Source organism: Nocardiopsis sp. M1B1, from assembly GCF_052466615.1.
This window is the reverse complement of record NZ_CP196194.1, coordinates 6,434,357-6,459,042: the sequence shown is the minus strand read 5'-3', so window position 1 is coordinate 6,459,042 and position 24,686 is coordinate 6,434,357. Positions and strand designations below refer to the sequence as shown.

Genomic DNA, 24,686 nt, shown 5'->3' with positions numbered 1-24,686 from the left:
CGAGCCCGGTGCGACTTTCGTCGTGACACGGCCCCACGGGGCGGTCCGTTCGTCGCGATCGGTCCCGCGGCACTGGATGCGGCGGTTGCTGGTCCCTAACTTCGGTGGCATCCGCCCTGTTCACCGACGTGAAAGGCCGTCATGCGCCTGATCCCGCCCCTCATCCTGCTGGTGCTCTCCCCGTTCGTCGGCGAGTACCTCCTGGGCAACATCACACCCGAGCCCTCCACGTGGGCCTTCATGCTGCTTCCGCTCGTCCTGCTGTACGGCGGGGGCGCCCTGCTCATCCGCGAGGTGGCCCGCCGACTGGGGCGCGGCTACCCCACCATGCTGGCCCTGGCCGTCGGCTACGGCCTCATCGAGGAGGGCATCGTGCTGGGGACCCTCTTCAACGGTGAGTACCTCGGGCTGGGGCTGCTGGAGTACGGCTGGATGCCCGCGCTCGGCACCAGCCCGGTGTGGTCGTTCTACGTCGTCGGCATCCACAGCGTGTGGAGCATCCTGGTGCCGATCGTGCTGGTCGAACTCCTCTTCCCCGCCCGTGCCCGCGAGCCCTGGCTACGGGTGCCGGGCACCGTGGCCGTGGTCGTGGTCTACCTCCTGGGCGGCACGCTGCTCGGGCTCGGCAACTACTACACCTACCGGTTCTTCGCCTCTCCCGCGCAGGTCGCCGTGGTACTGGCCCTGGTGGCGGCCTGCGTGGTGTGCGGACTGCTCCTGCGACCCGGTCGCGCGCGGGACGGCCGCGTTCCCCACCCCCTCGCCCTGGCTGCCGTGGCGCTGGTGTGCGGCAGCGGCTTCATCCTCGTCCAGGAGAACGGACTGCTCCCCGCCGCGGTCACGCTCGCGGCGATGTCCGTCCTGGCGCTCACCGCGGGCGCGGTGCTCCTCGTCAGCTCGGGCCGCGGGGGCTGGACGGTCCGCCACACCCTGGCCGCGGTCGCGGGCGCCGTGGCCACCTACTGCTGGGCGGGGTTCATGATCCAGTTCGGGGTGCACGGGTACAGCACCTTCGGCCTGGTGGGGCAGATCGTCTGCGTCGGCGCGGTGGCGGGGCTGGTGGCACTCGCGTGGAGGCGTTCGGCCGTCACGGCCGCGTCACTGTCCGGAGCGGCGTCACCGGCGTGAGAGTGGGCGTGCCCGTAACCCGGAGACGGCCCCTGGCGCGCGAAGCCGCTTCGCGCACCGGGGGCCGTTGTCTGGACGGATACGCGACGGGCACGGGGTTTCGGTGGCTAGAGCTTCGTGTGGTGGGCCGACCCGGGGGAGGCCGGGGACCACCCCTGGGCGAGAGCGCTTCGGATGGCGGTGGAGACGACGCCCGGTGTCACGGCAACGGGAGGGACGACCGACAGCCAGGATCCGGGGTGCGGGTGCTGGGTAGCGACCACGAGGGTCTGCCCTGGTGCTTTTGCCAGTTCCACGGCGAAGGTCATGGGTGACTCGCAGAGGGCCTGTGCGTAGGTCGGCCGGTGCCGTACGCGCCACCGGTAGCCGGTGCCGTCCACGGTGATGCTGCGAGAGCCCCTGCGGACCAGTGTCATACGCGTCGTCTCCCACGGTGGGAGGGCATCGTACCCACCGCGGGGTGGAGGGCCTACGGCTCAGGTTCCTCCTCGGACGGAGAATGCTCTTGGTAGGCGCGGTACCGGGCCCACAGCTTGCGGTACACCACGACCGCGAACACCACGATGATCGCCCACGCGACAGTCGTCCCGTAAGGCTTGCCGCCGAAAGCCGTCGGCGTCACCACGAGGACGACGTGTGACGCGAATACGACGATCAGTCCTACCAGGGGCCGCAGCGGCGGTCGTTCGGGCTGCATGGGGTGGGGGTCTCCCGCTCCGTGGTTGTGGGGGTGGCTTGATGCCGACGCCTGGAGCGCCCGCTGGGTGTGGACGGGTCTCATGGTTTCGGCATGAACCGAGTGTCTTTACCGGTGTGCAGCAGAGGTGCTACGAAAACCTGATATCAGTGGACAGAAAACACCGTATCGGCCCCACGCGTTTCTGGTGTGAACTTCCTGAGTCCACCGCACGCCCTGAGTGCGCCAGGGCTTGAGCGGATTGCGGGGACCATGGGGGACGGCCCCCCTGATGCCACAGACGATCTGTAGACCACTGACACTATGGTTTGTTTGCCATCGTGGGATGTTACAGTTGACGCATGAAATTAATTTACAAGATCACTTATCCCAATGGAAAAATATATGTCAGCTCAGATGTCACTGATAGTCGCCTGACCTACTTCGGCAGCCCTTCGAAAGACCTCCTGCGCCGAGACTTCGACCCCGAAGAACTTCTTGACTTCACCATTCGCAAACAGATCCTGTGGCAATCTGAGACCGCCACGAACGGCGAAGTCCGTCGCCGTGAGAACGTATTGATCGTCGAGCACGGAGCGAATAACCCTAAGTACGGATACAACCAGCTTCCGCGGTACCGTGAGGCTGTCGACCAGGAATGATTTGACGGCACGGTTGAGGGCGAACGGATGCCATAGTTGCTAGCCGAGGTCTGTTGGCAGTTGATCGGCCTCCCAGTAGGTGTGGGCTTGCCGGTAGAGGAGAAGCCGACCCGGACCACCATCCCGCTGTGAGCTGCGTCTGCGGCCTCGATGATGTGTGCCAGCTCCTCATCGTGACGGCCGCGCACGTAGGCAGGCAGGGTAACGGCTGGACGCTGCGACAGGTACCTAGTGCTGCCTCAACCAGATTGGTTGTCACTTGTTGTGTGGACCTCGAGTCCATGGGATCGGATCCCGAGAAGGGAAGGGATGACGTATCAACTTGGGAATTCTAGATCGTGGGATTCGGCCGACCTGTGAAGATCTGACTTGACACTTCAAGAGCGGTTACCGCATGAGTGGCCCTGAGCCCTTGTCTGTCGCCCTGCGAAGGGGCATGAAACGGGGCATGTGGGCTGCGCCGTTCAATATGATGCAGGGAACGGATCACCATCTGTTTCGGCTTCTTTGCCAACAGGAGCCGTAACGGACTGCATACCTCTAACAGCCGACCTGCCCGGGGCTGCGTCAGTGGTGGAGACCCCGGTCTGTCGTTCTTTCAGTTCTTCGCGCAAGGCTTGGGACTTCCTGCGGTGCTGCTCGGACTCGATCAGGGCGTTCTGAACACTGAGAGGGCCGTAGTGGGCAAGTCTGGACAGGATGTCCGCTATCCACTCCAAGGAGTGGATGCGCTCCTCGATGGGCGCTGTCTCCGAAGGTCGCTCCTTCTGCCACTTGCGCAGTTCAAGGAGGGCTGACTTCGCTTCGGGGTTCCACTTCTGAACACTCACATCGTCTTTTTCGCTCGGTGTAGATGTGAAGAGGGAACGCTACCCCCGGGTCCTGCCCGCTGCCAAGAGCTGCTGCGGTGTGAGTGGGAAGCACTCCCCGCTGTCCTTGGACGCCACGCTCTCACTTGACCCTCTGGTGACGACTTCGGGCCGAGGCGCCCGGTGGCGCTGGTGGCGGTCACCCTTGATGGCCGTACACCGCTACCGGGTGCCTCGGGATCTTCACACGTCAGAAGCTGGTTTCTTCCGAACGGCAACCGTTCGCCCCCGGGCCGGGCGCGGGCCGCCTAGGTCTCCGACACCGAAATCACTGCCATGGCTGAGGGCTACGGAGACGCCTTCTCCTCGGGGGGAGAGCCCACCTGATGCTGGCTGCTTCTCTTTTGCGCGCGGTACCGGGCCGCTTCCAAAGCGATCCATACGACGGTGACTGCGGAGGAGGCCACCGCGTTGAAGACTTGGGCATGCCTGACCAGGCCGTCGCCCTCGTAGGGGGCAAAGATCGCGATTGGTACCCATACGAGCGCCATTACCAGGTTCGCGATTCCGACGATCCGCATGGGGTGCTCCTTCTCCTCGACACCGTGGGGGTGGGCTGATGCCGACGCCTACCGGTAAGACAACCCGGGCCGAACGCCTCGCGCAACCGCTGGCTCGTGAAGTGGCAGAACAGGTCGCCGCCGACCACGGCGTGTGCATCCGGCCCGTGTCCCTTCGACGCACGAACATCGCCACCGGTGCCACCGAGGTGATCGACGTCCCGTGCGGGTCCACCCTGGGATCCCGGTGCTCCGCCTGTACGAAGCGCAAGGGGTCGCTTCGGCGGACCCGGTGGGCGAACAGCTGGCATCCGGACCGGACGGGTTCGTGTTCGTCGGCGTGCGCGGCAACCAGCTCCGCCGGAGCAACTTCACGAAGTACTGGGCCGACGCCTGCGAAGCCGTGGGCCTGGAGGACGTCCACCTCCACGACCTGAGGCACACCGGCAACACCTACGCGGCCGAGGCCGGGGCTTCCCTGCGGGAGCTGATGAACCGGATGGGGCACTCCAGTTCCCGCGCCGCGATGATCTACCTCCACGCGCGGGATGAACGCGAACGCGAGATCGCGGACCGACTGGGGGAGAGGGTGGCCGAGGAGCTGAGGGCGAACCGGGCCGAGGACGACGGCGAGGAACCGCCCTCCGCACGTGCCCGTCGCTGAGGTCGGCGTCCGCGCGTGTGGCACGTGTGTGGCACAGCGATCGGGACGAGACCCCGGAAAGCAGTTCGGCCAGGTGTTCGGAGAACCCCGAACGACCTGGCCGTCTGTGTGTCTGGAGCGGATGACGGGAATCGAACCCGCGTTATCAGCTTGGGAAGCTGAAGTTCTACCATTGAACTACATCCGCGCGGCACCGCCGGAAGAACCCGGCTGGCAACGGATGCCATCCTAGCCCAACTCCGGCCCGGGTGGGCAACTCGGCGCGGACCGCCACCCGGCCGGGGATCGCCGCTACGCTGCGTTGCCCCAGGCGGTAGGTTCGGACCGTGCTGCTCTCCGATCGCGATATCAGGTCCGAAATCGACGCCGGGCGGGTCAGGATCGACCCCTTCGACCCCGGCCTCGTCCAACCCTCCAGCATCGACGTCCGGCTGGACCGCTTCTTCCGGGTGTTCGAGAACCACAAGTACCCGCACATCGACCCTTCGGCCGAACAGCCGGACCTCACCCGGCTGGTCGAGACCGACGGCGAGGACGCGTTCGTCCTGCACCCGGGCGAGTTCGTGCTGGCGTCCACGTACGAGGTCGTCAGCCTCCCGGACGACATCGCGAGCCGCCTGGAGGGCAAGAGTTCGCTGGGGCGCCTGGGGCTGCTCACCCACTCCACTGCCGGGTTCATCGACCCCGGCTTCTCCGGGCACGTCACGCTGGAGCTGTCCAACGTGGCCACCCTGCCGATCAAGCTCTACCCGGGCATGAAGATCGGCCAGCTGTGCATGTTCCGCCTGTCCTCCCCGGCCGAGCATCCCTACGGCTCCGCGGGCTACGGATCGCGCTACCAGGGGCAGCGGGGACCGACGCCGTCCAGGTCCCACCAGAACTTCATCCGCACCCCGATCAGCCCGGAAGGCGTCTAGTCGGGGCCGGGGCGGACAGGGCGATTCATTTACGGTACGGTCATGAACGGACACGGACCGTCGTTTGATCCACCTGTCACTAGTATGTGACCAAGGTCACTATTTTTTGCGTGTGGTGTAAATCACAAAGGAGCCTTCTGGGGCTCCGGCATCCGCTGCCACAGGTCGGCGGACCGTTTTTATGACGTTTAAACATGTTATTTGGTGGTTACTTAGCGCCTGAACTGTACGTACACACCTCGGTAAGGTTGCGCCCCGACGTGAACCAGGTAGCGGTTCCGCCCTGATGAGGGGCGCGCAAGGGGGCTCCGCGCACGCCGACTACCTGTGGGAACCGCGGGTCGGCGATGGGGCGGAACTGTTGCCCCGACGCGCCTCGCGGTCGGGACAGCCCCCTAGAGGAGACCGTGCCAGCAGTACGCGCAGACCACTTGTACAAGGTGTTCGGCAGACAGTCCAGAGCCGCCGTCGGGCGGCTCTCGGACGGCAGCCACCGTGACACCATCGCCGACCTCGACGTGACGGCCGCCGTCATCGACGTGTCCTTCGAGGTCGAACCGGGCGAGATCTTCGTCGTCATGGGCCTGTCCGGATCGGGGAAGTCCACCCTGATCCGGATGCTCAACGGCCTCCTGGAACCCACCGCGGGGACGGTCGAGGTCGACGGCGTGGACATCACCGCGCTCAGCAGGAAGAGCCTCCTGAAGCTGCGGGGCGAGAAGATCAGCATGGTCTTCCAGCACTTCGCACTCCTGCCGCACCGCACGGTCCTGGAGAACGCCGCCTACGGCCTGGAGCTGCGGGGCCTGTCCCGCGCCGAGCGGAGCCGCAGGGCGGGGGAGACCCTCGAACTCGTGGGGCTCGGCGGCTGGGAGGACAAGCTTCCGCACCAGCTCTCCGGAGGCATGCAGCAGCGTGTGGGCCTGGCCAGGGCACTGGCCGCCGACACCGACATCATCCTCATGGACGAGGCGTTCAGCGCCCTCGACCCGCTCATCCGGCGGGACATGCAGACCCAGCTCCTGGAACTCCAGAAGAGTCTGGGCAAGACCATCGTCTTCATCACGCACGACCTCAACGAGGCCATGCGCCTCGGTGACCGGATCTGCGTGCTTCGCGACGGCCGTGTCGCCCAGATCGGCAGTGCGCAGGAGATCCTCAGCGAGCCCGCCAACGACTACGTCGAGCGCTTCATCGAGGACGTCGACCGCACCCGCGTGCTCACCGCCGCGTCGGTGCTCGACCCGAGCGCCCCCGCGGCCGACTCCTCCGCGCCCGAGGTCGGCGCCGACACCCTGGTCGCCGACCTGTACGCCAGCGCGGCCGCCTCCGACCGCCTCCGCGTGGTCGACGAGGACGGCACCGTGCTCGGCACGGTGACCCGCAACTCCGTACTGGCCGCGCTCGCGGGCGGGAAGGAGACCCCGTGACACCCGTCGACTTTCCGCCGTCCCTGCCCATCGGTGACGGCTTCGAAGCCCTCAACGCCTGGCTCAAGAGCACCTTCGGCGTCTTCTTCGACGCCGTCGGCGAGTTCATCCGCTGGGCCGTGAGCGCCCTGTCCGGCTTCTTCACCGAACCGGCCGCCGGGCAGCTCGCCTTCGTGGCCGCCGTGATCATCGCCGTTCCGCTGCTGCGCCGCCGGCGGCTGCCGCTGGTGGTGATCGTCGCCGCGGTCTCGCTGCTCTACGTCCTGCACGCGCAGTTCGCGTTCGGCAACACTGTCGTCAACAGCCTGCCGCCGCAGCTCTTCCTGTGGGCGATGAACCTGTTCGACCAGCAGTACGTGGACGCCTACTTCTGCATCTCGCTGGTCTTCCTGGTCGCCGTCACCGTCCTCGGCGTGATCGACCGGGGCACCCGCGTGCGCACCGGCGTCGTCGCGGGCGGCTGGCTCGTGCTGGTCCTGCTCGGCTGGCTCGTGCTCCCGATGCTGGTGACCCGGCCCGGGGCGCTGCTGATGATCCTGCTGCTGAGCCTTCTGGCGCTCTCGGTGGCCGGGTGGCGCATGGGCCTGTTCGGCCTGGTCGCGCTCACCCTGGTGGCATCGGTCGACCAGTGGACCAACGCCATGGACACGCTCGGCCTCGTCCTCGTGGCCAGCGCCATCGCCGTGGTCATCGCGATCCCGATCGGCGTCCTGGCCGCCTACAACGACCTGGTCAGCAAGATCGTCAAGCCGGTCCTGGACCTGATGCAGACGCTGCCCGCGTTCGTGTACCTGATCCCGGCGATCTTCTTCTTCTCCATCGGCGCCGTCCCCGGCGTGGTCGCCACCATCGTGTTCGCGATGCCGCCCGGTGTCCGCCTGACCGAGCTGGGCATCCGCCAGATCGACAAGGAGCTGGTGGAGGCGGGCGAGTCCTTCGGCGCCTCCCCGACCAAGGTCCTCACCGGCATCCAGCTGCCGCTGGCCCTGCCCACCATCATGGCCGGGGTCAACCAGGTCATCATGCTCGGCCTGTCGATGGTCGTCATCGCGGGCATGGTCGGCGCGGGCGGCCTGGGCAGCGAGGTCTACCAGGGCATCACCCGCAACGACGGCGCCCTCGGCTTCGAGGCCGGTATCGCCGTGGTCATCCTGGCGATCTTCCTCGACCGCCTGACCGCGGCCGTCACCCGCAACAGCCCGCGCGCGGCCGCGTCGGCCGCCTGAGCGGCGTGCCCGCCCCACCCCGTCCAGCCCCGCACACCGAATTCCCCGAGGGAAGGAACCCCACGATGTACAGCCGTAAGCGCATGACGGCCCTCTCCGCCGCCGGCATGAGCGCCGCGCTCCTCCTGTCCGCCTGCGGCGGCGGTGGTGGTGAGAGCCTGACCGGCCCGGAGGAGGGCGGCGGCGAGGACGCCAAGGAGATCAACATCGCGCTGATCGCCTGGGAGGAGGCGATCGCCACCACGAACATGTGGAAGGTCATCCTGGAGGAGAAGGGCTACGACGTCACGGTCACCGACGTGGACGTCGCCCCGATGTACCAGGGCGCGGCCAACGGCGACGTCGACCTGTTCCTCGACACCTGGCTGCCGGTGACGCACGCCGACTACTGGGAGGAGTACGGGGACCAGCTGGAGGACCTCGGCGCCTGGTACGACAACGCCAAGCTGACCATCACCGTGCCCTCCTACATGGAGGACGTCAACAGCATCCCCGACCTGGCCGACCACGCCGAGGACCTGGGCGGCCGCATCGTGGGCATCGACCCGGGCGCCGGTCTGACCCGCGTCACCCAGGAGGAGGCCATGCCGGGCTACGGCCTGGACGAGGACTTCGAGCTGGTCACCTCCTCCACCGCCGCGATGCTCGCCGAGCTGGACTCGGCGATCACCGAGGAGGAGCCCATCGTGGTGACCCTGTGGCGCCCCCACCCGGCCTACGCCCAGTACGACCTGAAGGACCTGGAGGACCCCGAGGGCCTGATGGGCGACGCGGAGACCGTCCACTCCGTCGGCCGCGCGGGCTTCACCGAGGACTACCCGGAGCTGGCCGGCTGGCTGGAGAACTTCGAGCTCAGCGACGACGAGCTGGCCACCCTGGAGGTCCTGACCCTCCAGGAGCACGAGGACGACCCGGAGGCGGGCGCCCGCGCCTGGCTCGCGGACAACCCCGAGTTCATCGAGCGCACCCTGGGCGAGGACGCCGAGGGCCTGGAGTTCTAGGGCCGCGCGGGGTCGCGTCCCCGCGCGCGCCGGTGCCGGAGAGCCCTCCGGGACCGCACACACGAGAACGGGCCGCCCCCGAGGGGGCGGCCCGTCCGCGTACGTCCGCGCTTCCCGGGGCCGTGCCGCGGCCCCGGGGACGCCGTCAGGGGGCGTAGTAGCCGCCCTGGGCGCCTCCGTAGCCCTGGTCGAGCTGTCTGCGGCGCTCCCGCCTGGGCAGCAGGTAGGCCGCGAGCATGCCGCCGATGAACCCGAAGAGGTGCGCCTGCCACGAGACGCCGGGGTACTGGGGCAGGACCCCCCAGATCATCGTCCCGTAGAAGAGGATCACGCAGATCATGATGACGATGTCGATGGTCTTGCGCTCGACGATCCCGCGCAGGACCGTGTAGCCGAAGTAACCGAAGACCAGGCCGCTGGCGCCCACGGTGAGGGAGAACGGTGAGCTGAACAGCCACACGCCCACACCGCTGACCAGGATGATGATCAGCGTGGTGAGCAGGAACCGTCCCAGGCCGCTGAACGCGACGAGCGAGCCCAGCACGAGGAACGGCAGCGAGTTGCCGATGAGGTGTTCCAGGTTCCCGTGCATGAACGGCGCGGTGAACACGGTCCAGGGCCCCTGGAGGTCCCAGGCGTGCAGACCGTACTGCTGGTCGAGTCTTCCGAGGAGCACGAAGCTGTCGAGGATCTCGAAGACCCACATGGCCGCGAGCATCCCCGCTACGGTCAGGATGGCGGTGATTCTGGACTGCTTCACCCCATCGAGAGTAGAGGACATGGTCTTGCGGCGGTATGTCCGTACGGGGCGTGGTGGGTAATTGCCCGAAGTGTCGGGATATGTCGCGGCAGTCGGCGAGAGCGGCGCCGCTCCGCCGGTTTCGGTCCCCGGCTGGAGGAGAGGCGGCCCTCGGGGAGGGGCGGGCACGCGGGAGCGGCCGCCGCGCTCAGGAGGTCAGCGAGCGCCCGCGCGGCGGGATGCCCGCCACCGCCATGAACGACTCCACCCGGGCCGGGCTGGTCATCCCGGTCAGCGGCAGGTAGGCGCGCGAGGTGCGGCGGCTCCGGAGCGAGGGGAAGCGCTTGGGGCGCCCGGCGTTGTCGTACAGCCCCAGGGAGCGGATGCGGCCCGGCAGCACGTAGTAGGAGCCGATGTCGTGGAAGGGCACGCGCACGATGTAGCGGCCCCGCTGGTAGCGGAACTCGCCGTCGGAGACCTCCAGGACGGGTGCCTTGATCATGTGGCCGTGCGCGGCCAGGGCGGCGCCCGTGAGGGCCAGGAGGACGCCGAGGGCGATGTTGGCCCAGTGCGAGACGTCGACCGCGATCGCCAGGGCGCCGAGAGCCACCAGACCGTAGCCGCCCCACAGCTCCAGGTGCTTGCGGCCTACCGGGCAGACCAGGCGAACTGTTTCGGACACGGCAGAAGCCTCTCTCAGTGGGCACCGCGGGCGGGATGACGGCAATCGCCGCTCGAAACCCTATCGGCTCCGGCGACGCGTGGACGGTGGTTTCGGACAACCGGAGCTGTGGATTTCCGTACCTGCCTGGTGTGGTCTGTCCATGAATGAGAGGTTGTTGCACTCATGTCTGGTTAACATCACGTCATCCTATGTTTGCCACGTTCTGTTTCCTGTGGGAGTCGTCCCGAAGGCGATCGGAGGACTGGAGTGAACATTAGGGATTATATGTGCGCTTTGTGGACTTTTGTCCGTTTTCCTCTGTGTAGTCATTCGGGACCTTCGGGTAGTTAAACGACGTTTACTTTACCTTAACCGTTGTTGGGTGACGTAACTAGCCCGCAATGTATTTCTGGCTTGTCCGAATCCGAAGAGAGAGGCTGTTCTCCGGGGTTTGGGCTCTGACCTGCGGTGACCCCCATGTCTGGGCGGGGTATGGACTATGCGTCCGCGGCTCGGTGCGATGGGCGCGAACCGGTTGCGGATGGGTCACGAATCCGGCAGTAGGGCTATACAGACATTTCGCTCAATGGTCTTCTGATCGACTAATCGCCTAGTTCTGCGGGGCGTGTGCGAACCACACAACCCCGAGGTTCGGCTCGTATTAGTGATCAAGGGTGTAACTGATGCACAAACGAAGGAAGACGCTCGCGCTCGCCGCGGCGGGCACCTCCGCTTTGATGGTGCTGACCGCCTGCGGCGGCGGCGGTGGCGAAGGCGAGCAGGAGAAGGAGGTCACATGGGTGATCAACAGCCTTCCCGCCGCCTGGGGAGCCATCAGCGGCGCGGGCGGCAGCGTCTACGTCATCCAGATGCTCTCCGGTGTGCTCCCCTATACCGGGCAGTACCAGCCCGACGCGACCTACGAGTACGACATGGACGTCCTCGCTGAGGAGCCCACGCTCGTCAACGACAACCCGGACGAGGGCCCCTTCGAGTTCAGCTTCACCCTCGCCGAGGACGCCGTGTGGAGTGACGGCACGCCGATGACCGGCGAGGACCTGCGCGTCACGTGGATGATGTCCGCAGCTCCCACCGAGGGCTACTGCGACACCTGCGACTCCCGCGGCACCACGAGCGCCGACATGGTCGAGGAGGTCGAGGTCGACGGCAAGACCGCGACCTTCCGCCTCAAGGAGGGCCTGGCCAACCCGGAGTGGATGGGCATGTTCGACGCGCACAGCGTGGCGGGCGGCTTCTACCCGGCGCACCTGGCCGAGGAGCAGGGCTGGGACGTCGACGACCCCGCGCAGCTCGGCGAGTACTTCACCTGGCTGCACGACACCCGCCCCGAGTGGTCCGGCGGCCCGTACCAGATCGTGGACGGCGACCTGCAGAACCAGGTCGTCAAGGAGCCCAACCCGGAGTGGTGGGGCGAGGCGCCCGCGCTCGACCGCGTCATCATGCCGTACAACACCGACGAGGGCACCTTCATCCCCGCCTTCCAGAACGGCGAGATCCACGGCGCCAACCCCGCCCAGTACAGCGAGGACGTCATCACCCAGCTGAGGGAGATGGAGGGCACCACCCTCAGCGTCGGGGAAGGCAACATCTGGGAGCACATCGACATCAACACCGAGAACGAGTGGCTCTCGGACGTCGAGCTGCGCAGGGCCGTCTTCACCGCGATCAACCGCGACGAGATCGCCAGCCGCAACTTCGAGGCCGGCTACCCCGAGTACGAGCTGAAGAACAACCACATCTTCGGCAGCGACAGCGAGTACTTCGAGGACCACATCTCCGAGAGCGGGCAGGGCAGCGGCGACGTCGAGGCCGCCACCGAGATCCTGGAGGATGCGGGCTACGAGCTCGACGGGGACACCCTCATGCTGGACGGCGAGCAGGTCGGCCCGTTCCGCCTGCGCAGCACCGACACCGTCATCCGCAACAACTCCGTGCAGCTGATCCAGGCCCAGCTCGCCGAGATCGGCATCGAGACCACCATCGAGATGACCGACGACCTGGGCACGATGCTGGACGAGCAGGAATACGACATCGTCCAGTTCGGCTGGAGCGGCACCCCGTACTTCACCACCAGCCCCGAGCAGTTCTGGCGCAGCGACAGCCCCAGCAACTTCGGCGGCTACGCCAACGACGAGGTGGACGAGCACGCCCGGGCCACCGCGACGGCGACCAGCCTGGACGAGGCGGCCGAACACGCCAACGCCGCCGTGGCCGCAGTGGTCCCGGACGCCTACGTCCTGCCGATCGTGGCCGAGCCCAACTACTTCTTCGTGAGTGACCGGCTCGCCAACGTCGAGGACAACCTCCAGTCCAGCTACCGCGCCACCTACAACATCGGTGAGTGGGACCTCGCCGAGTAACTCGGCTCAGGCCCGTGGCCCGGGCCCGGGGCATCCTCCCGGGCCCGGGCCGGTCCTCGTCCACCCCTGAAGGATCACACTCATGCTCGTTTACACGGTGCGGCGCGTCCTGGGCGCGATACCCATCCTGATCCTCGCGTCCGTGCTCACCTTCGTCCTGATCGACGTCTCCGGTGACCCGCTCGCGGATCTCAGGATGCAGCAGCCGCCCCCGGACCCCTCGGTCATCCAGCTCCAGGAGGAGCGGCTCTACCTCGACCGGTCCATGCCCGAGCGCTACTGGCTCTGGGTCACCGGCATCGGCGGCAACGGCGACATCGGCCTGCTCCAGGGCGAGTTCGGCCCCTCCACGCAGAGCAACAGCTACGACATCGGCGAGAACATCGCCGAGCGGCTGGGCACCACCCTGCGCCTGGTGGGCGCGGCCATGGTCTTCGCGCTGGGCCTGGCCGTCCTGGCCGGCGTCGTCAGCGCGATGCGCCAGTACTCCAAGCTCGACTACACGCTCACGTTCATCGGCTTCCTGGCTCTGGCGATGCCCGTGTTCTGGTTCGCGGGCATCATGCAGCAGGCCGGGGTCGGCTTCAACGAACTCGTGGGGGACCAGGTTCTCGCCACGATCGGCGACGGCGTCTACCAGGCACAGGGCGAGGACTTCTGGGGGCGCGTCACCAACGCCTTCGCCTACATGACCCTGCCCACGATCGTGCTGATGCTGACCAGCTTCGCCTCGTGGAGCCGGTACCAGCGGACCTCCATGCTCGAGGTGCTCAACAGCGACTACGTCCGTCTGGCCCGGGCCAAGGGCCTGCCCAACCGCGTCGTCATCCGGCGCCACGCGCTGCGCACGGCCCTCATCCCGCTGACCACGGTGGTCGCCGTCGGCATCGCCGGGATCATCGACGGCGCGGTCCTGACCGAACGCGTCTTCCAGTGGCGCGGGCTGGGCGAGTTCTTCATCACCGCGGTCGAGAAGAACGACTCGTACGCGCTGATGGCGTGGCTGCTGCTCAGCGGTGTCATGGTCATCGTGGCCAACCTCATCGCCGATCTCCTGTACGGCGTGCTCGACCCGAGGATTCGCTATGAGTGAGAAGAGGGCGCCCCAGGCGCCGCGGAGCGCCGACGCCGAGAGCGTCGGAGGCGCCGAACGCACCCAGTTCCAGATGATCCTGTCCCGGTTCCTGCGCCACCGGGCCGCCATGATCAGCCTGGCTGTGCTCGGTCTCATCGTCCTGGCAGCCTTCCTCGGCCCGTTCCTGTGGCGGTGGGACCACACCGTCAACCTGGACATCCCGCCGAGCGTGCCGCCCAACGCCGACCACCCGTTGGGCACCACCACGGCCGGGCACGACGTCCTGGGCCAGCTCATGCGCGGCGCCCAGCAGACGCTCAAGGTGGCGTTCACGGTGTCGGTCATGGGCACCGTCATCGGCTCCCTGTGGGGGGCCACGGCCGGTTACTACGGCGGCCGGATCGACGCGCTCATGATGCGCGTCGTGGACGTGTTCATGATCGTGCCGCTGCTGGTGATGGTCGCCGCCATCGCGGGCAACGCCCGGGCCGGAACCACCTGGTACGCGGTGGCCCTCATCATCGGCTTCTTCTCGTGGGCGCAGATCGCCCGCGTGGTGCGCAGCGTGGTCCTGTCCCTGCGCGAGCAGGAGTTCGTGGAGGCGGCCAGGGCCGCCGGGGCCTCACCCGGGTGGATCATCGTCCGCCACCTGCTGCCCAACGCGGCGGGGCCGATCATCGTCGCGGCCACCCTGCTGATCGCGGTGGCGATCCTGCTGGAGGCGGGCATGTCCTTCCTCCAGTTCGGCATCCAGCCCCCCGACATCTCGCTCGGACAGATGATTGGCGACGCGCGCACTGCCGCGTCCACCAGGCCCTGGCTGTTCTACCCGCCCGGCGTGCTGCTGGTGGTGATCTGCCTGACGATCAACTTCATCGGCGACGGGCTGCGCGACGCCCTCGACCCACGACAGACCATGGTGCGGCGATGACCACGACTGACCAGATGAGCAACGAGGGGACCGCCCCGGCCGCGACCGGCGACGTGGTCCTGGAGGTCAGCGACCTCAGCGTCACCTTCCCCTCCGACGACGGGCCGCTGCCCGCCGTGCGCGAGGTGTCCTACGTCCTGCGCCGGGGCGAGGCGCTGGGGATCGTGGGTGAGTCCGGATCGGGCAAGTCCGTGACCTCGATGGCGATCATGGGGCTGCTGCCCAAGAACGCCCGCGTCGAGGGCTCGGCCAAGGTGCTGGGCCAGGAGGTCATCGGCCTCAAGGACGCGCAGATCAGCAAGGTCCGCGGCAACAAGATCGCGATGATCTTCCAGGACCCGCTGACCTCGCTGAACCCCGTCTACACCGTCGGCTACCAGATCGCCGAGGCCGTCCTGGCCCACCGCAAGGTGGGCAAGAAGGCGGCGATGGCCCGGGCGCTGGAACTGCTGGAGCTGGTGGGCATCCCCAGCCCGGAGCAGCGGATCAAGCAGTACCCGCACGAGCTGTCGGGCGGCATGCGCCAGCGCGTGGTGATCGCCATCGCGATGGCAAACGAGCCCGACGTCATCATCGCCGACGAGCCGACCACGGCCCTGGACGTGACCGTCCAGGCGCAGGTCCTGGAGGCGCTGGAGGCGGCCCGCAAGGAGACCGGCGCCGCCCTGGTGCTGATCACCCACGACCTCGGCGTGGTGGCCGGGCACGTCGACAGGATCGGCGTGATGTACGGCGGCCGCCTCGTGGAGATGGGCCCCGTGGAGGAGGTCTTCTACCGCCCGCGGATGCCCTACGCCCTCGGCCTGCTGGGTTCGCTGCCCCGCCTGGACGAGGACCGCCACGAGCGGCTCACCCCCATCGTGGGCACCCCGCCCTCCCTGCTCTCCCTGCCCACCGGGTGCGCGTTCTCGCCGCGCTGCCCGATGGCCCGGGACCTGTGCCGTGAACAGGAGCCCCTCCTGCTCGCGGTCGGCGGGGACGGGGAGCGGGTGCGAGTACCGGCGACGGACACCTCCGCGCACACGGCGGCCTGCCACTTCAGCGAGGAGCTGGGGGGCGCGGCCCCCGCCGACCTGTTCCGGGGGACGGCGGTGGAGGCCGACACCGTCACGGAGGTCGAGGAGGCCGAGGGACAGGCACAGGAGGCGCGCGCCCGGATCGGCGCGGAGACCGCCGGGCCCTCGGACGGGGAGCCCCGTGAGGCCATCCTGACCGTCAAGGACCTGGTCAAGAACTTCCCCATCCGCTCCAAGGGCCTCCTGCGGCGCAGGATCGGCGAGGTGCAGGCGGTCTCCGGGGTCTCCCTGGAGCTGCGCGAGCACGAGACCCTCGCCCTGGTCGGCGAGTCCGGGTGCGGCAAGTCCACCACCGCCCGCCTCATGCTCCAGCTGATCAAGCAGACCTCGGGCGAGGTCAGCTACATGGGGCAGCCGTTGCACACTCTGTCCCCGCGGCAGATGCGCCCGCTGCGCCGCGACCTCCAGCTGGTCTTCCAGGACCCGTTCGCCTCCCTGGACCCGCGCATGACGGTCTCGGACATCATCGCCGAGCCGCTGCGGATCCACGGCCAGGGCAACGGCACCGCCAAGAAGCGGGTCAAGGAGCTGCTGGACCTGGTGGGGCTCAACGCCGAGCACGGCTCGCGCTACCCGCACGAGTTCTCGGGCGGCCAGCGCCAGCGCATCGGCATCGCCCGCGCGCTGGCGCTCAACCCCAAGGTGCTCATCCTGGACGAGCCCGTCTCGGCGCTGGACGTGTCCATCCAGGCGGGCGTGATCAACCTGCTGGAGGACCTCCAGGACGACCTGGGCCTGTCGTACCTGTTCGTCTCGCACGACCTGTCGGTGGTCAAGCACATCGCCGACCGGGTGGCCGTGATGTACCTCGGCAAGATCGTGGAGACGGGGACGACGGCGGAGCTGTTCGGGGCGCCCTCGCACCCGTACACGCAGGCGCTGATCTCGGCGATCCCCCTGCCGGACCCGGTCAAGGAGCGGACCCGGGAGCGGATCGTGGTCACCGGCGACGTGCCCAGTCCCGCCGACCCGCCCTCGGGCTGCCGGTTCCGGACCCGGTGCCCGAAGTTCGCGAACGAGCTGTCGGAGAGCGAGCGCGCCAAGTGCGTGGAGGAGCCGCCGGAGCTGATGGACCGGGGGGCGGGCCACCTGGACGCCTGCCACTACTCGCGGGCCAGGGAACTGTTCTGACCGGGGCGCCGTCCGGGTGATCCGGGCGCGGCGGCCGTGACGGGCCGGTGCCGGGGGAGTGCGTCCCCGGTACCGGCCCGTTCGCCGTTCACGCCGCGTACAGCGGCGGGAGGGGTTCGGCGCTCGGGGTTCGCTCCGGGACCGGGGGCACACACCGCCGTTGGGTGCCGCGACCCCCGGCTCGCCCGGGAAGGAGACCGGCGGTCGGGGCCGGTCCGCGGGTCCGCTCCGGGCGCGGACGCACACCGCCGCACCGGGGCGGGGCGCGGAGGGGGCGCCCGGTACCGCTTCCGTGCGTCGGGCCCCCTCGTCGCTCCCACGAGGAAGACCGAAACCGGACGGTTCTGTCTGTGGCGGATTCGGGTGCACGTGCGTCACCTGGGCCTGGGCGTCCTCACGCGCCCCTCCCGTGTCCGACCCGCACCCGGGGTGCTGGTGCCGGGGAACCGCGGCGGGTTAGGGTGCGGTGCCCCTTGTGTCCGTGACCGCTAGGAGACACGCCGTTGACAACCCCCAACGCTTCCAGTGAACCCCCGGTCGGGAGGCGCCGTGCCCCGGTCCGGCGACGCGCCGCCTGGACCGCGGCCCTCGCGGCCGTCCCCGTGCTCGTCGCGGCGCCCCTGGGCGCGCTCCCGGCCCACGCCGACCCGGCGGCCGCGGAGGAGCGCCTGACCGACCTCCGCGCGGACATCGACGCCCTCCTGGCGGACCCGTCCCTCGAGGGCGGGGTGTCCGGGGTGACCGTCACCGACCCCGCCACCGGCGCGGTGCTGTACTCGCGCGACAGCGGGGAGCAGCTGGTGCCCGCGTCCAACATGAAGCTGTTCACCGCGGCGGCCGCCCTGGACGTCCTGGGCGCCGACCACACCTTCTCCACCGAGGTCGTGACCGACGGCCACCGGCAGCGGCGCTCCGTTGAGGACCTGTACCTGGTCGGCGGCGGCGACCCCACCCTGTCCGAGCAGGATCTGGACGCGCTGGCCGCCGAAGTGGCCGCCTCCGGGGTCAGGACCGTGCGGGGTGACGTCCTCGCCGACGACACCTGGTTCGACTCCCAGCGCCTCGTGGACGACTGGTGGCCCGAGGACGAGCCCTACGCCTACTCCGCGCAGATCTCGGCCCTCACCGTCGCCCACGGGGAGCGCTACGACACCGGCGTGACCGAGGTCGTGGTCACCCCCGGCGCGGCGGGTGCGCCCGCCACCGTGGACCTGGGCGCCGCCGAGGGCTACGCCGAACTCGACAACCGGGCCGTGACCGGTCCCGCGGGCGGCACCAGCAGCGTGGTCGTCGACCGCCCCGTGGGGACCAACACCATCACGGTGACCGGCACGATCCCGGCCGACGCCGCCCCCGTGACCGCCCTGCGCACGGTGGACGAGCCCGCGGGCCTGACCGGGCACCTCTTCGCGCGGGCGCTGGAGCGGCACGGCGTCACCGTCGAGGGCGGCGTGGAGTTCGGCGAGGCACCCGGGAGGGGACGCCACGGGGCCCGGCTGGTGGCCGACCACGAGTCCCCCGAGCTGGCGGAGATCCTCGTCCCCTTCATGAAGTTCAGCAACAACGGCCACGCCGAGATGCTCGTCAAGAGCATCGGCCAGGAGGTCGCGGGCGAGGGGAGCTGGGACGCCGGGCTGACCGGTGTCGAGCGGTCCCTGTCCGGGCTGGGGGTGGACACCTCCGACATCGTCCTCAACGACGGCTCGGGCCTGTCCCGGGGCAACCTGGTCACCTCCGACGCGGTCGTGGACCTGCTCGTGAGTGCGCGCGACGCGTCCTGGCACGGGATCTGGGCGGACTCGCTGCCGGTGGCGGGCGAGAGCGACCCGTTCACCGGGGGAACCCTGCGGTTCCGCATGGGCGGCACCGCCGCCGCGGGCGTCGTCTCCGCCAAGACCGGCACCATGACGGGCATCAGCGCGCTGTCCGGATACGTGGCCGGGCAGGACGGCGGCGACGGGCTGGCGTTCAGCGTCGTCAACAACGGCTACAGCGGCCCGGCCCCCACGCCGGTGCAGGACGCGATCGCCGTCCGGCTGGCCGAGTACCTGGGCCACCAGACGCCCGTGAGCGTCCGGTCCCAGAGCGCGCCGACCCAGCCCGGCGGTGAGCTGGAGTGCTCATGGGAGCTGACCTGCTGATCCGCTGACCCGCTGAGGGCGCACGACCGGGCGGCGGCCGCGCCGCCCGGTCCGCGCACCGCCCGCGCGTGAGGCGCGGCAGGCGCGGAACACGCGGGCGGTGCGATCGCGATCGAGGGCGGCCGCGCCTGAGGCGCGGTGACTCGGCCGGAGGGCCACGGGGAGTCTCCCCGTGGCCCTCCGGGTTTTCCACAGGTGTGGACGGGCTCCGCCGCTTCGGTTGCGAAGGTGGCATCCTCGGAGAGGACGGCGCCGCCTCCTCGCGTCACACGATCCGCGTCGCACCGCCTGTCCGCCTCCTCCGCCCGCGCGGAGTCCCGGGAAGAGAGCGTTCCGATCGTGTCCCACCTCAGCGTCGTGTCCGGCCCCGGCGTCGCTTCCTACCCCAGCGTCGTGTCCCGCCTCGGTGGGAGAATCGCCCGCCTCCTGTCCCCGCTCGTGTGCCGCCCCCGGGGCGGGGTGCTCGGGGCGGTCCGGCCCGGCCGCCCTCCCCGGACGAGGCCGTACCGGTTCCCGGGGCGGGGGAGCCCGGGGCCGCTACCAGGCGCGGCGGCCGACGAAGGCCAGGAACCGGGTCTGGGCGTCGGCGCCCTCGGGCGGGGTGAGCTCGGGACCGCAGACACTGTTCCCGCGCAGGTGCTCCCCGAAGGAGGCGGTGGCCCCGTGCGCCCACCGGACGTCGCCGGGGTCCAGGCGCTCGTCCTGGCCGGTGGCCCGGGCCAGGTCCCAGCGGTGCACCACGAGGTCGAAGCAGAGGAACCGGTTCACCGCCTCGGCGAAGGTGGTGCGGCCGAAGAACCCGTCGAACGCGGTGCCCGCGCGCCGCGGGTCGTCCAGGTCGGCCTGTACCACCGCGCGGGCGGCGTCCCAGGCGGCGCGGGGGTCCTCGTCCACGGAGGGGATGCCGCCCAGTTCGCGGCCGACCAGGCCGAGGAACATGCCCTGGGTGTCCACGACGTGGCGGACCACGTCGCGGGCGTCCCACCCCTCGCAGGGGGACGCCGACGACCAGCGGTCGGCGGGGACGGCCGCCACCGTCCCGGCGAAGTCCTCGGACAGGCGGGCGTAGCGCTCGGAGGTGTCGCTCATGATCGTGTTCCCCTCGGGTCCGTCTCGGTGCCCGCCATCCTCGCCCCCTCGACCGGGCCCCGTCTTGAACAAACACGACGAACCGCACGTGTGTTCGGAGGCGGAGGGCTACCCTGGAGCCGTGAGACCGTACTCCCTGGGGGTGGAGGGGGACGCGCGCGGCATCCTCGACCCGGCCGCCGGGCTGACCCGGTTCCGCCTGGACCGACACGCGCCCTCGGAGCGGGTGGCCCGCTTCGTGGACCGCTACTGGCTCGCCTCCTGGAACCTGACCGGCCGCGAGCCGTACACCCAGCGGGTCCTGGCCCACCCCGTCGTGAACCTGGTGTTCACCGGTGGGACCGCGACGGTGCACGGCCCGACCACCGAGGTGACCGAGCGCCGCCTGGAGGGCGAGGGCTGGGCGCTCGGGGTGATGTTCCGGCCCGCGGGGTTCTGCCCGTTCCTCGGCAAGCCCATGAACACGATCGTGGACGCCGCCCTCCCCGCGTCGGAGGTCTTCGGCACCCTCGGTGCGAGTGGGGTCCCGGGCAGAAGCGGGGTCTTCGACGGCGCGGCGCCGTCCGGTCCCCTCGCCCTCATGGCCCGGGTCGACCGCGCCCTGGCCGAACTGCTCCCCGCGGACCGCCACCCGGCCGAGGACACCCGCGACGTCGTGGAGCGGGTGGCCGCCGACCCCTCGGTGGTCAACGTGTCCGGGCTCGCCCGGCGCGAGGGGATGGGCGTACGCCTGCTCCAGCGCCGCTTCGCCGACCACGTCGGCCTCGGACCCAAGGCGGTCATCCGCAGGTACCGGCTCTACGAGGCCGCCGAGCGGGCCAGGAAGGGCGCGCCGCCCGACTGGGGGAGCCTGGCCGCCGAACTCGGGTTCAGCGACCAGTCCCACCTGACCAGGGAGTTCACCGCCGTTCTGGGGGCCCCTCCCGCGCGCTACGCGGCGCGCGCGACACCAGGCGGCTGAGCGTGCGGTACACGTCCTCGGCCGTCAGGTCCGGGTCGGCGCAGCACCGCATGAACAGGCCGTCGACGGCGGCGCCCACGCCCGCGCGGTCCTCCGGGCGGGGGAGGTAGGGCGCGAGGAAGGCGTCCACGGCCCGGTTCCAGCGCTCGATCTGCGGGCGCAGGGCCGGGCGGCGCGCGGCGAGCAGGAAAAGTTCGCATTCGGCCATCACCTGGGCCCGTTCGGGGCCCGAACCCACCGCGATCATCCCGGCCAGGGCGCGCAGGGCCGCGTCCGAGTCCTCGGGCACGGCGGCCAGCGCGGCCACGTAGGTGTCGTTGACCCGGGTCAGGGTGTCCACGAGCAGGTCGTCGACGGTCGCGTGGTAGTAGGTGACGGTGCTGGGCGGCACCCCGGCCTCGGCGGCCACTCGCCGCTGGCTGACCGCCGCCACGCCGTCGCGTTCGATGACGCGCATGGTGGCGTCCAGGAGCTGTCGGCGGCGCCGCTCGCCCTTGCGTCTTCGTCCGTCGGCGATGTCCCCGCCGACGGCCGCCGTGTCGTGGACGTTCAGTGCCGCCCGCCCAGTTCCAGGGCCATGACCCCCGCGATGATCAGCGCGATCCCGCCGATCTGGACCCAGGTGAGCGACTCGCCGAAGAGCAGCGTGCCGATCATCGCGACCAGCGCGATGCCCACGGCCGCCCACACGCCGTAGGCCACGCCGAGGTTGATGCCCCGGGTGAGGGACTGGCTGAGCATGAGGAAGGCCCCGACGTAACCGACCACGACGAGGACCGAGGGCAGCGGGCGGCTGAAGCCCTCGGAGAGCTTGAGTGAGGTGGTGGCGATCACCTCGGCGATGATCGCTCCGGCCAGCCAGAGCCAGGGCACGGCGTTCCTTCCGACGGAGGACTGGGCGTTTGACCAGGTTCCTCCGGAGAAGAAACCTGAGCGTTCGGACAAGATTCTAGGCGGAGGGCCGACCCGGTGTCCAAGGCCGGTTATGGATGGCCGTAACCTCATACCCGTAGGGAATCGAGGTGTACCCCCGGGGTGTATCGTCTTCGGTTCCGGCGTCCCCCACGTCCCACGCCCCAGATAACCGCTCTATACCGATGCATGAGATTTCAGAACCTTTTCGGTGGGTGTGCGTCTTACTTGCGTGGATGGCGTTTCAGGCATGACATGGAGGTAACCAGACGTGACGGGCAAGACAGCTCCGGCGGTGGCGCGTCGTTTCGGTATCGGACTGGCAGTGCTGGCGCTGGCCGCGACGGCCTGCACGTCGGGTGAGGCCGAGACCCAGGGCGGCGGTACCGACGCGGCCAGCGCCGATCCCGCGGAACTGGTGATCACTCCCGAGAGCGGCGCCGAGGAGGTCGCGCCCAACTCCCCCATCAAGGTCACCGCCGAGAGCGGTGTCATCACGGACGTCCAGGTGGAGCAGGTCGTCGCCACCGAGGCCGCGGCGGAGGGCGAGTCGCAGGACCCCGACCTCTACGCCATGACCGGCACCCTCAACGGCGACGCGACCGAGTGGGTCAGCGACTGGAACCTGCGCCCCGGCGCGGAGGTCGTGGTCACCGCGACCGCCGAGAACGACGCCGGTGAGGAGACCGAGGTCGTCCAGGAGTTCACCACCCTGGAGGCGGTCGCCGGGCAGCGCCTGGAACTGGCCTCCAACTGGCCCGTCTCCGGTGACACCGTCGGCGTGGGCATGCCGATCGTCATCAACTTCGACCTGCCGGTGACCAACAAGGCGCAGGTCGAGAACTCCATGGAGGTCATCTCCGAGCAGGGTGTCCAGGGCGCCTGGAACTGGGAGACCGACACGATGGCCGTCTTCCGGCCGGAGGAGTACTGGGAGCCCCACCAGGCCGTGAGCGTCGACCTGCACCTCGCGGGCGTCGAGGCCTCCGAGGGCGTCTACGGCGTGGAGAACCACCGCATCGACTTCGAGGTCGGCCGCGAGCTGATCATGACCATGCACGTGCCCGACCACGAGCTGGTCGTCAACATCGACGGTGAGCACGACCGCACCATCGAGGTGAGCAACGGCAAGGCCAGCCGCCGCTTCGACACCACGACCTCCGGCACGCACGTGCTCATGCAGCGCTACGAGCAGATGACCATGGACTCCTCCACCGTGGGCATTCCCGAGGGCACCCCCGGCGCCTACAACGTGGACGTGCAGTACGCGGTCCGCACCAGCGACAGCGGCGAGTTCCTGCACGAGGCCTCCTACAACGGCAACATCGGCAGCGCCAACACCTCCAACGGCTGCACCAACCTGCGCATGGACGACGCCCGCTGGATCTTCGAGAACACCCTCATGGGCGACGTCATGGAGACCACCGGCACCGACCGCGAACTGGAGTGGAACAACGGCTGGGGCTTCTGGCAGATGTCCTGGGACGAGTGGCTGGCCGAGAGCGCGACCGGCGAGCCGCAGGTGACCGACGGTTCGGGCACCCCCGGCTCCGTCCACGGCGAGCAGTAACCGCCCGCCCAACGCCGGAGGGGGCGCCGGGAACCGCACGGTTCCCGGCGCCCCCTCCGGCGTTCCGCGACCTCCGCGGGACGCGACCAGCCCGCCCCGGACGCCCCCCGGTCAGTCCCGTCGGGACAGCCGGGCCACCACGGAGTCGATCACCAGCTCGGTGACGGCGGCCATGTCCACCGCGCCCGGGTCCAGCAGCCACTGCACCTGGAGCCCGTCCATCGCGGCGATGACCGCCGACGCCGCGGCCTCCGCCGGGGTGTGCCCGTCCGGTCCCGGCGTGTCCGCGGCCTCCCGGTGCCCCGGTTCCAGCCGGTCCAGCACGGCGTCCGCGATCTCCCTGCGCAGCACCGTGTAGCGGTCCCGGAACCAGTCCTGCGCCGGGTGCTCGTCGGTGGCGCTCTCCGCCGACAGCACCGCGTAGAGCTGCGTGGTCCCCGGCCGCTCGGCGTTGCGCTCGGCGGTCGCCACCAGGTGGTCCAGCATCCTGCTGCCCTCCGGCGCCGGATCGGTGTCGTCGCGCAACTCCAGGACGGCGGTGAGCAGGTCGGTCTTGGAGCCGAAGTGGTGCAGGACCCCCGCAGGGGTGATGCTGAGCGTCGCCGCGATGTCGGCCAGCGAGGTGTTGTGGAAGCCCCGCGAGGCGAAGACGTCGGCCGCCGTGCGCAGGATCTGCTCTCGCCGGTTCACCCGCCTCCGCGGTGTCGGCGCCTCGGAGCCGGAGGGGGCGCGGGTGTCCGGCGCCGGGGTCGTCTCGCTCATCCTGGTCTCTCCACTTCCTGTACCCCGTCGGGTACTCCGGGCCCGTGCGGGGGGTCGCGGACCCGCCGTCCACGGTATCCAGCTTTCCCCGCCCCCTCGCTCAATGAATGTTAAGTAAGAGGGGTTGTTAGCTGTTGGGTCGGGAAGTCACGCAAACGCACACGAGGGCACAGGAGTCATC

General features: G+C 69.4%; 24 protein-coding genes and 1 tRNA gene. 14 read left to right on the top strand and 11 right to left on the bottom strand.

The window, feature by feature from the left end:
• Positions 1-141: 141 nt before the first annotated feature.
• Entirely contained in the window at positions 142-1,128 is a 987-nt protein-coding gene (locus ACSTA4_RS28045) for a hypothetical protein (RefSeq protein ID WP_444961690.1), read from the top strand.
• Between the two features lie 107 nt (positions 1,129-1,235).
• Here the strand turns inward: ACSTA4_RS28045 and ACSTA4_RS28040 are convergent, their stop codons facing one another.
• Both ACSTA4_RS28040 and ACSTA4_RS28035 read right to left on the bottom strand, forming a co-directional pair.
• Positions 1,236-1,544: a hypothetical protein gene (locus tag ACSTA4_RS28040; RefSeq protein ID WP_444961689.1), complete on the bottom strand. Its 309-nt coding sequence runs from the start codon at positions 1,542-1,544 to the stop codon at positions 1,236-1,238.
• Positions 1,545-1,597: 53 nt separating this feature from the next.
• Positions 1,598-1,909, bottom strand: a complete 312-nt coding sequence (locus ACSTA4_RS28035; RefSeq protein ID WP_444961688.1) for a hypothetical protein — start codon at positions 1,907-1,909, stop codon at positions 1,598-1,600.
• 257 nt (positions 1,910-2,166) lie between these two features.
• On the opposite strand from ACSTA4_RS28035, the gene ACSTA4_RS28030 reads away from it, so the two are divergent.
• The gene (locus ACSTA4_RS28030) at positions 2,167-2,466 is read left to right on the top strand and encodes a hypothetical protein (protein WP_444961687.1); all 300 of its coding nucleotides are present in this window, start codon (positions 2,167-2,169) and stop codon (positions 2,464-2,466) included.
• A gap of 464 nt (positions 2,467-2,930) precedes the next feature.
• Here the strand turns inward: ACSTA4_RS28030 and ACSTA4_RS28025 are convergent, their stop codons facing one another.
• Complete coding sequence (locus tag ACSTA4_RS28025) at positions 2,931-3,296, bottom strand: hypothetical protein (RefSeq protein ID WP_444961686.1); 366 nt, start codon at positions 3,294-3,296, stop codon at positions 2,931-2,933.
• Between the two features lie 326 nt (positions 3,297-3,622).
• Positions 3,623-3,856: a hypothetical protein gene (locus ACSTA4_RS28020; RefSeq protein WP_444961685.1), complete on the bottom strand. Its 234-nt coding sequence runs from the start codon at positions 3,854-3,856 to the stop codon at positions 3,623-3,625.
• Between the two features lie 202 nt (positions 3,857-4,058).
• Here ACSTA4_RS28020 and ACSTA4_RS28015 point away from each other — a divergent pair, with 202 nt between their 5' ends.
• A complete protein-coding gene (locus tag ACSTA4_RS28015; RefSeq protein WP_444961684.1) occupies positions 4,059-4,499 on the top strand; it encodes a tyrosine-type recombinase/integrase in 441 nt (146 codons plus the stop codon).
• Positions 4,500-4,612: 113 nt separating this feature from the next.
• On the opposite strand, the gene ACSTA4_RS28010 is transcribed toward ACSTA4_RS28015, so the two are convergent.
• A tRNA-Gly gene (locus tag ACSTA4_RS28010) sits at positions 4,613-4,686 on the bottom strand.
• A 139-nt stretch (positions 4,687-4,825) separates the two neighbouring features.
• On the opposite strand from ACSTA4_RS28010, the gene dcd reads away from it, so the two are divergent.
• From dcd to ACSTA4_RS27990, 4 genes are all read left to right on the top strand, one after another.
• Positions 4,826-5,416 carry a dCTP deaminase gene (gene dcd / locus ACSTA4_RS28005; protein ID WP_248772604.1) on the top strand — a complete coding sequence of 197 codons (591 nt, stop codon included), beginning with the start codon at positions 4,826-4,828 and terminating at the stop codon, positions 5,414-5,416.
• A 431-nt stretch (positions 5,417-5,847) separates the two neighbouring features.
• Complete coding sequence (locus tag ACSTA4_RS28000) at positions 5,848-6,846, top strand: quaternary amine ABC transporter ATP-binding protein (RefSeq protein ID WP_248774722.1); 999 nt, start codon at positions 5,848-5,850, stop codon at positions 6,844-6,846.
• Entirely contained in the window at positions 6,843-8,072 is a 1,230-nt protein-coding gene (locus tag ACSTA4_RS27995) for an ABC transporter permease (RefSeq protein ID WP_444961683.1), read from the top strand. The genes ACSTA4_RS28000 and ACSTA4_RS27995 overlap by 4 nt, the downstream gene beginning before the upstream one ends.
• Positions 8,073-8,137: 65 nt before the next feature.
• Entirely contained in the window at positions 8,138-9,073 is a 936-nt protein-coding gene (locus tag ACSTA4_RS27990) for a glycine betaine ABC transporter substrate-binding protein (protein WP_444961682.1), read from the top strand.
• A gap of 145 nt (positions 9,074-9,218) precedes the next feature.
• On the opposite strand, the gene ACSTA4_RS27985 is transcribed toward ACSTA4_RS27990, so the two are convergent.
• Positions 9,219-9,833 (bottom strand): rhomboid family intramembrane serine protease, encoded by a 615-nt coding sequence (locus ACSTA4_RS27985; RefSeq protein ID WP_444961681.1) that lies wholly within the window; start codon positions 9,831-9,833, stop codon positions 9,219-9,221.
• Between the two features lie 187 nt (positions 9,834-10,020).
• Positions 10,021-10,494, bottom strand: a complete 474-nt coding sequence (locus ACSTA4_RS27980) for a hypothetical protein (RefSeq protein WP_444961680.1) — start codon at positions 10,492-10,494, stop codon at positions 10,021-10,023.
• A 665-nt stretch (positions 10,495-11,159) separates the two neighbouring features.
• Between ACSTA4_RS27980 and ACSTA4_RS27975 the strand changes: the two genes are divergently transcribed.
• The 5 genes from ACSTA4_RS27975 to dacB all read left to right on the top strand — a co-directional run bounded on the left by ACSTA4_RS27975 (position 11,160) and on the right by dacB (position 19,211).
• A complete protein-coding gene (locus tag ACSTA4_RS27975; RefSeq protein WP_444961679.1) occupies positions 11,160-12,857 on the top strand; it encodes an ABC transporter family substrate-binding protein in 1,698 nt (565 codons plus the stop codon).
• Positions 12,858-12,939: 82 nt separating this feature from the next.
• Positions 12,940-13,950, top strand: coding sequence for an ABC transporter permease (locus tag ACSTA4_RS27970; protein WP_444961678.1), 1,011 nt, complete (start codon positions 12,940-12,942; stop codon positions 13,948-13,950).
• Positions 13,943-14,863: an ABC transporter permease gene (locus ACSTA4_RS27965; protein ID WP_444961677.1), complete on the top strand. Its 921-nt coding sequence runs from the start codon at positions 13,943-13,945 to the stop codon at positions 14,861-14,863. The genes ACSTA4_RS27970 and ACSTA4_RS27965 overlap by 8 nt, the downstream gene beginning before the upstream one ends.
• Positions 14,860-17,070: an ABC transporter ATP-binding protein gene (locus tag ACSTA4_RS27960; RefSeq protein WP_444961676.1), complete on the top strand. Its 2,211-nt coding sequence runs from the start codon at positions 14,860-14,862 to the stop codon at positions 17,068-17,070. The genes ACSTA4_RS27965 and ACSTA4_RS27960 overlap by 4 nt, the downstream gene beginning before the upstream one ends.
• 503 nt (positions 17,071-17,573) lie before the next feature.
• Positions 17,574-19,211 (top strand): D-alanyl-D-alanine carboxypeptidase/D-alanyl-D-alanine endopeptidase, encoded by a 1,638-nt coding sequence (dacB, locus tag ACSTA4_RS27955; protein WP_444961675.1) that lies wholly within the window; start codon positions 17,574-17,576, stop codon positions 19,209-19,211.
• A gap of 537 nt (positions 19,212-19,748) precedes the next feature.
• Here dacB and ACSTA4_RS27950 read toward each other — a convergent pair.
• Complete coding sequence (locus ACSTA4_RS27950) at positions 19,749-20,300, bottom strand: TIGR03086 family metal-binding protein (RefSeq protein WP_444961674.1); 552 nt, start codon at positions 20,298-20,300, stop codon at positions 19,749-19,751.
• Positions 20,301-20,421: 121 nt separating this feature from the next.
• On the opposite strand from ACSTA4_RS27950, the gene ACSTA4_RS27945 reads away from it, so the two are divergent.
• Positions 20,422-21,261 carry a DUF6597 domain-containing transcriptional factor gene (locus ACSTA4_RS27945; RefSeq protein ID WP_444961673.1) on the top strand — a complete coding sequence of 280 codons (840 nt, stop codon included), beginning with the start codon at positions 20,422-20,424 and terminating at the stop codon, positions 21,259-21,261.
• Here ACSTA4_RS27945 and ACSTA4_RS27940 read toward each other — a convergent pair.
• Together ACSTA4_RS27940 and ACSTA4_RS27935 are read right to left on the bottom strand one after the other, a co-directional pair.
• Positions 21,200-21,778 carry a TetR/AcrR family transcriptional regulator gene (locus tag ACSTA4_RS27940; RefSeq protein ID WP_444964292.1) on the bottom strand — a complete coding sequence of 193 codons (579 nt, stop codon included), beginning with the start codon at positions 21,776-21,778 and terminating at the stop codon, positions 21,200-21,202. The genes ACSTA4_RS27945 and ACSTA4_RS27940 overlap by 62 nt on opposite strands.
• A gap of 32 nt (positions 21,779-21,810) precedes the next feature.
• Positions 21,811-22,134, bottom strand: coding sequence for a DMT family transporter (locus tag ACSTA4_RS27935; RefSeq protein ID WP_444961672.1), 324 nt, complete (start codon positions 22,132-22,134; stop codon positions 21,811-21,813).
• A gap of 310 nt (positions 22,135-22,444) precedes the next feature.
• Here ACSTA4_RS27935 and ACSTA4_RS27930 point away from each other — a divergent pair, with 310 nt between their 5' ends.
• Positions 22,445-23,743, top strand: a complete 1,299-nt coding sequence (locus tag ACSTA4_RS27930; protein ID WP_444961671.1) for an Ig-like domain-containing protein — start codon at positions 22,445-22,447, stop codon at positions 23,741-23,743.
• Positions 23,744-23,854: 111 nt separating this feature from the next.
• On the opposite strand, the gene ACSTA4_RS27925 is transcribed toward ACSTA4_RS27930, so the two are convergent.
• On the bottom strand, positions 23,855-24,505 hold the full coding sequence (locus tag ACSTA4_RS27925; RefSeq protein WP_274975278.1) for a TetR/AcrR family transcriptional regulator: 651 nt from the start codon (positions 24,503-24,505) through the stop codon (positions 23,855-23,857).
• Positions 24,506-24,686 lie beyond the last annotated feature (181 nt).

Coding starts and splice junctions, on each gene's coding strand:
- ACSTA4_RS28045 (WP_444961690.1), top strand. CDS start 142: ATGCGCCTGATCCCGCCCCTCATCCTGCTGGTGCTCTCCCCGTTCGTC.
- ACSTA4_RS28040 (WP_444961689.1), bottom strand. CDS start 1,544: ATGACACTGGTCCGCAGGGGCTCTCGCAGCATCACCGTGGACGGCACC.
- ACSTA4_RS28035 (WP_444961688.1), bottom strand. CDS start 1,909: ATGAGACCCGTCCACACCCAGCGGGCGCTCCAGGCGTCGGCATCAAGC.
- ACSTA4_RS28030 (WP_444961687.1), top strand. CDS start 2,167: ATGAAATTAATTTACAAGATCACTTATCCCAATGGAAAAATATATGTC.
- ACSTA4_RS28020 (WP_444961685.1), bottom strand. CDS start 3,856: ATGCGGATCGTCGGAATCGCGAACCTGGTAATGGCGCTCGTATGGGTA.
- ACSTA4_RS27990 (WP_444961682.1), top strand. CDS start 8,138: ATGTACAGCCGTAAGCGCATGACGGCCCTCTCCGCCGCCGGCATGAGC.
- ACSTA4_RS27975 (WP_444961679.1), top strand. CDS start 11,160: ATGCACAAACGAAGGAAGACGCTCGCGCTCGCCGCGGCGGGCACCTCC.
- ACSTA4_RS27970 (WP_444961678.1), top strand. CDS start 12,940: ATGCTCGTTTACACGGTGCGGCGCGTCCTGGGCGCGATACCCATCCTG.
- ACSTA4_RS27965 (WP_444961677.1), top strand. CDS start 13,943: ATGAGTGAGAAGAGGGCGCCCCAGGCGCCGCGGAGCGCCGACGCCGAG.
- ACSTA4_RS27960 (WP_444961676.1), top strand. CDS start 14,860: ATGACCACGACTGACCAGATGAGCAACGAGGGGACCGCCCCGGCCGCG.
- ACSTA4_RS27950 (WP_444961674.1), bottom strand. CDS start 20,300: ATGAGCGACACCTCCGAGCGCTACGCCCGCCTGTCCGAGGACTTCGCC.
- ACSTA4_RS27925 (WP_274975278.1), bottom strand. CDS start 24,505: ATGAGCGAGACGACCCCGGCGCCGGACACCCGCGCCCCCTCCGGCTCC.